We start from the raw sequence: 6,786 nt of genomic DNA on the forward strand, positions 1-6,786 counted from the left end.
ACGACCTGATCACCCACATTATCGACCACGTAGGTGTCATTGCCGACACCGCCGCTCATCCGATCAGCCCCGAGCCCACCGGACATCTGGTCGGAGCCGGCCCCGCCGAGGAGCGTGTCGGCGCCCACGCCACCGCTGAGGGTGTCATCCCCAGCGTTGCCAAAGATGAGATCATTGCCGCCTAACCCGTCGATGACATCAGCGTCTGCAGTGCCGACGAGCATCTCCGCACCTTCGGTGGCCGCGAGCGAGAGGTTAACGGTCTCCACGGCGAACTGGAGGACTTCGATCTCGCGCAGCACATCGTGTCCGTCTCCCTCAGCACCGAGGTTGTCCGTCACATGAATGTCGTCGCCGACGCGAACGAAGTCGTAGACCTCCAGGCCATTGGCCAAATTGACCGTATCCGTGTCGGCGCCGCCCACCAGGGTGTCGTTGCCGTGGTCGCCGGTCAGGGCGTCATTCCCGATTCCGCCATCGAGCAGGTTGTCGCCGGGACGGCCAATCAGGATGTCGTCGCCGGCCCCGCCGTACAGGGTGTCATTGCCGTCGCCGCCGTCGAGCCGGTCGTTGCCGTCGCCGCCATCCAGAATGTCTATGCCGGCATCACCCATGAGGCGGTCGTCGCCGTCCAACCCCAGGATAAGGTTAGGGCCTGTCGTCCCATCCAACCTCTCCAGAGCCGCGCTGTCGACGAGGGCTGTCTCGGCGGAGGCCATGAAGCGGTTTTCATCGTACAGGGCAAGAACCCGCAGCTCCACGCCGGCCAGATCAGGTCCGGGGGTGAAGGTCGGCCCGGAGCCAAGCAGCGTCCAGGTTCCATCCGCGGCACGCGCCTCCCAGCGGTAGCCCGTCACCCGGTCACTCGGCGGGTGGCTGGCAACCAGAGTTCCGCTCAGATCATCGGGATCGTAGGCAATGTGCAGGACAGCGAAGGGCTGATTGCGCACATCAATTGCATTCACCACCCCATCGGCGAACTGGAACTTCTCCACACGCCGGACAATGTCGCCCGCCTCCGAGCTGTCGACGCCGAGGTTGTCCACGATCCGGTAGGTGTCGTTGCCGAGGTAGGTGATCGTGTAGTCGTCGCGGTTGCCGCGGAACACGGCCGTGTCGACGTCACCGGCGACGTTGCCATTGACCAGCTCCCGCACGATCTGGAGCTGCCCCGGATTGAAGGTTCGGTCGAAGATCGCCTGCGAGAGGGTCTTGCCTCCAGCGAAGAGATCGTTCGCATCCTGCGCCATGAGCCCCGCGGCCGTCTTGTACAGCTTGCCGGTCATCCCGTCGGCGGTGGCGATCTCCACTCCCTGGGCGTTGCGCACGCTGATCCGCACGTTCAGCCACAGGTCGCCGTCGATCACGTCATCGCCGGCCTTACCCTCGAACCGGTCGCTGCTGCCGCCGCCGAGCAGGATGTCCGAGGCGTCGCCCGTTTCCATCACGATCGCGTCGGGGTCGGTGGTATCCCAGGTCTTGTGCGAGAAGAGCTCGCGCAGTCCCGTGATGCGGTCCAGGTTCTTTTCCAGGAGCGCGTTGGAGTAGGTGTCGAGCGGATCATTCGGATCGGGAATGGTCGCTCCGCCGCCGTCCGCCCCGTCGCCCTCGACTGCGCCATCCCGGGCGCCGACCACCACCTCACGGCCGGTCAGGACGTCGTTGTGCTTCCAGCCCGACAGGCCCTCGACCAGATCGAACCGGTCACGCAGGATGAACTGTTCCTGGTTGACGAAGATCGGGATGCCGAGGTCCGAGTTGGCCGCCACCGCATCACCCTTGTGGATGGCCCAGTCAAAGCCGGCCATGCCGTTGTTGCGCTGGATGCCCTCCCCTTGGAACATGATGTCATCGCCGGCCTCACCGTCGTAGTCGGTGTCATTGCCCTGACCGTTGAGCACGTCATGGCCGATGATGGTCGAGTTGAAGAACAGCTCCGAGTTCTCTCCGGAGAGACTGTCGAAGCGCGCTCCGCCCTCGAGCCAGTCGTCACCCTCATTGCCGAGGAGGGCGTCGCCGCCGTCACCGCCAGCGATGAAGTCATTGCCGAGACCGCCGAAGACCTCCTTGCCATCCGGACCCGCGATGACGAAGTCCTGGCCTGAGCCACCGAAGATCAGGGCCATGCCGCTGCCGCCCTGGATGGCGTCATTGCCCTCCTCGCCTTCGAGGAAGTCCGCCGCGCCGATATCGGTACCGGCATTGGTGATGATGTCATCGCCCGTGCCGCCATAGATGTGGTCGACGCCGTAGCCGGCCTCGATGGAGTCATTGCCGGCGCGGCCCCAGACGGTGTCGTCGCCCTCACCCGCCACGAGGATGTCGTCTTCGGCCGTGCCGCCCAGAACGACGTGGTCGCCGCCATTGTAGATCAGGACGTCGCCGTCGCCGTCGCCGTCGAGATCCTTGCGCACCACAAGCGGGGTGACGAGTTGCTGGAACGCGTCGTCGTGGGTCGGGTCAGCTTTCTTGTCAGCCCCGAGGCCCGTCACCTGCTTGGACTTGTCCATCTCCAGGATCCAGGTCGGCGTCGAGAAGATATCGCCCGGCAGCGACATCGCGTCATCATCCCCCAGATCAGTATTGTTCATGATGATCTTGCCGAGGGTATTGGCCTCCAACTCGTTCAAGAGGTTCAAGCCCTGAACACGGGAGAGGTAGTAGAACCGGTCGCCGTCCTGCAGGCTTTCCAGTTGCAGCTCGAAGACGAAGCTGAAGGTAGAGCCCAGCATGCCGCCGAAATCCATCTTCTTCTCGGCCAGACCACCGATCCAGAGGTCGACATCGTTCAGGCCGCCGAGGTTGCCCGCATACTGGCCAGTGCCATTGAGGAAGGCCTGGCGATCCGCCTCGTTCAGGCTCGAATGGCCCATGATCAGGTTCAAGGCAGCAGTGCGCTTGGCCTCGATGGTGCTTGCTGCAGTGATGGTGGCGTGCGTGCCATAGGCGGCGATGAAGTTGACGATCGAGGTCGTGTTCTGCAGGTTGAGAGCAAAGTCCAGCCAGCTCTCATAGGGTTTGAGCTGGGTGTCCTGGCCTGCCTTTTCATAGAACTGCGCGCGGGCCTCGTTCAGGGATGGCAATCCCGCCTCGCGGCCGCGGGCGATGTTCATCGCAGGCAGGTCGAGCGGAATGCCGAGCAACTGGTTGCGCAGCACGTTGGTCGTGAACTCGTCGATCTCGTTGCCCACTTGGCGGGACATGCCGCGGACGATCGCACCGGCCATCACGTCATGATTGGCCGAGCCGAACTCAACCGGATTGAGGAAGCCGTCGAACAGCGCGATGTTGTCGAAAGTGCCGTCCGCATTCATGCGGTCGATGTTTTCGTTGAGCATCGAGTGGCCGAAGCGGTAGACGGCGTGGGCGAACTCCGCAAAGATCGTCGGGTTGATGTCTGCGGACGGCTCGAACACGAAGAGGTCCACGTCCGGCTGCACCTTGCGGGCGAACTCCTCGAACACCAGGTGCTGGTACTGCATCTCGTTGGTGAAGCGCGCCGCCTGGAACAGGCGCTCGCCGTCCCATTGCAGGGCGTTGATGCCCTCCGGCGTGGTCGGGATGCTGGTGACGGGGACGCGCAGCCACTGGTTGAGGAAGGCCAGGTCGTGCGACTCGAGCGCCACCTCCTTCACCTGCTCGACCAGGCGGTTGTGCTCGGAGTGGAACACATGATGGATGGTAGTCAGGCCGATGTTCTCGTTGCCGCGGCCGTCGCCGGTGATGTAGTGCGCGTCAAGGAGTTCATTGTCATAGGTAGTGGCATTGCCACGGCTGTCCACGGGAATGGCATTGCCGGCCACAGTATCCTCATCTGGCCGGAGCTGACCGTCAACCTTCACCGGCACCGCATTGTGCGCAATGTCGTCCAGGAAGGCATGGCCGGTGCGAACCGCCGACACCGTCTCGCCGGCTTCGATCGTGTTCACGGCTCCATTGGAGCCCATGATCTGGGTGCCGACAGGAAGCTGGATCGCTGACGGATTGATGGGGTTGCTGAGACTGCCCTCTATATAGATCGGCTGTCCGTCCGGGGCCAGCGCCGCCATGATCTTCGGCAGCCCGTTCGGACCGCGGATGAACTCGCCGTAGGGATCGACGGCGAACAGCGGAACACTGCCCACATCGGCATCGGTGAGCCGGATGCCAAGCATCTCGGCCGCCTGCTTCTTTACATCGGCCCAGGTGGCCAGTCCGCGGACGCCGTTGATCGGGACCCCGTCGAGCAGTTCACCGGTGGCGAGCGGCTTGCCGTCGACCATCGCATACTCGCGCAGGAACATCTGGTGCGACCCGTGCGAGGTGTAGGTCTGGTTCTGATCAATCCAGGGTGTGGTCACGTTGACCGCACCGGGTGAGACACGGGTCAGCGGGATGAAGTTGGTATGAGGTGTATTGGGGTTATAGAGGGGATCATCCGGCTGCAGCGGCATGTAAACAGTGCCGTTGCCGCCTTTGGTCACGAGGTCGAGGCCGTGGTCGAAGAACTGGCCGAACAGCGTGAACATCGAGTTGTACGGGGCCGAGTCGCCGATGTCGGGAGACACGTTGTTGAAGGTGTAGATGTAGACGGGCTTGGTCACATCCCGGATCACGGTGCTCTGGGCATCCCGGGTTGGATTGCCCTGATCATCGAGGATCGGCTCGTAGACGGTGGTGCCATCAGGGTTTTTCAGCACCTGCCGCGACACCGGCTTGCCTTCGTCGAGCATCTGCTCGTACAGCGCTGTGGCTGCCGGGTTGAGGCTGGTCTGGTCGACGATGAGGTTGGAGATTATCCGCGGATCGGCGTCGACCACTGAACCCGGCGGCAGCATATTGGCGGGAGCCGGGCCGACGCTGGTGACCGTCAATTTGGCCGTTTCAACGACATCGCCAGTCGCCTTCCAGATAAGGGCAAGCGCGTTGTTTGTCCCGACACCCACAGTGAAAGGTGCATCGGCATAGCCGCTCAAGCTTTGGATCGCGGTCACGAGTTCGCCAGCGGTGGGCGTCGCATCAAGCGTCGTCTCGAGCTTGAGATCGCCAAGCTGCAGGCTGTAGACCGCGCCGGGCACTGGCGTGAAACCGAGCGACTGCACCTCAGCGGTGTCGACGCTGCCGTCGGTGACGGTCGGAATGGTGGTGATCACCGTTCTGGCGAGGGGAGCGCCGCTTGCGTCGTAGCTGTTATTGACGAGATAGATGGCAGTCGCAGTCGTCCTGCCTGCCGCGGGCGTCAGCGAGCCGAACATGATCTCGTCGTTGTCCACGTCCGGGGTCGTGGGAGTCGTCAGCCACTGGAACGGCTGATCGGCGGCACCCCAGTGCTCACGTCCCTCGATCAGATTGTTGTAGCTGCCGTCGACGGTCCGCAGGCCGTAGGGCAGGAGGTGGGCCTGAGACGTTGCCCCGGCTCCCACTTGGCCCGCCACGAGATCCACGAGATTGCCGCCGGCGGCGTGCTCCTCAGCGATCTTGATCTGCTTCAGGATGAATTCCAGGTCGTGCTTGACGAGATTGACCATTGTCGTTCCCCGTTCCCCGTTGAGCCCTCTGTGGGCATTGAACATGCTGGGAGAGTGACAGGGAGGCAGGCACGTTCACCACCGCCGAAGGCCGGAGCCTATGCCTCCTGAGGTCTGATGGAGGTCGGCCGGAAGTTGGTCGCGACTCCGACCATGGTCCAAGACTTTGGTCGGTCTGGTCAGGATCCTGCAAGCCGCCTGAGCAGAGCGGTCTTAGCAGGAGGGTGATGTCCAATGTACCCTCCGGGAGGAGCCTCCATGGCGATCGGGAAGGAGAACCCTGCTGCCGATAGCGTTGAACTCGTGTGCCGAGAGCAGGCCAGCCTGTGCAAGATCGCGCGGTTGTGCAGAGCCGAGATGATTAAGGGCTCCGACCTGATCTTTCGACCAACACAGGATGAGGAGGGATCAGCGTACCGCAGCTCGGTTTGTGTCGCGTACCAGTGCCTACAGCCATAGACTGGTTTCCCCGACCGGCGAGCTCAAGTGGCAGGCTCTACAGAGTCAGGACTGGCGGTTCTTCACTGGGTAATCGAAGGTACTCCACGGTCCGAGGAGGTCGTAGCAACCCCGCTGCGTAGAATTCTCACGCACACCATCGCCTCCCTGATAGGACCTGTGCCCTCAGTCCACACGGACATAGCGCCGTCATTCCCGGCTAAGGGTCACTGCCTTCTGAGAACATTGAATGCAGCCACGAGGCTTTGGTCGTTACAGTGATGGCTCAGTATCATCAGGATTGTCCGCCGTCTCACACCGCACCTGGCTTATCTCCAGCCTGACCGGCCGAGAGAAGGCGACCGGCGGCGCAAACGCGTCAGGCTGGACTGGGGCTGGGCCTTGAGCAAAGGTCGTTTCCGCTGTTCCCCTGCTGCGGCTCCCACCTGTTTGGTTCAAGACCTGTGCGACAAGCGTGTGGGCTGCCTCCAGCGGAATGGATCCAAGCCGGCGATACTGCTGTTCGCCTCTCCTGTCAGGCGGCGTTCCGTCCCAGCAGAGTCCGCTCCCAGCGCAGGGCCTGATCGACGATGTCCGCCAGATCGTCGTGCTGCGGCGTCCAGCCGAGACTGCTGATCCTGTCGACTTTCGCCACTAATTGAGCGGGATCGCCAGGCCGGCGCGGGCTCAGGCGGACCTCGAAATCGACGCCTGAAACCTTCTTGACCATGTCCACGACCTCAAGGACCGAGGCACCATGGCCGTAGCCGCAATTCATGATCGTGCACTCGCCGCCGCTGCGGAGATGCTGAAGGGCGACGAGATGGGCCCGGGCGAGGTC

Annotated in this window: 1 protein-coding gene and 1 pseudogene; both read right to left on the reverse strand. The window is 63.0% G+C overall.

All coding sequences use genetic code 11. The features are described from left to right. Positions 1-5,507 (reverse strand): peroxidase family protein (locus ILT44_RS29600; RefSeq protein ID WP_239468628.1); only part of this gene is annotated, 5,507 nt, incomplete at its 3' end. Between the two features lie 973 nt (positions 5,508-6,480). Then, positions 6,481-6,786, reverse strand: a pseudogene (locus ILT44_RS29605) (UDP-glucose 4-epimerase GalE); the annotation flags it as partial.

Origin of the sequence: Microvirga arvi (genome assembly GCF_016892765.1) — a bacterium.
In the GTDB taxonomy this organism is placed as follows: domain Bacteria; phylum Pseudomonadota; class Alphaproteobacteria; order Rhizobiales; family Beijerinckiaceae; genus Microvirga; species Microvirga arvi.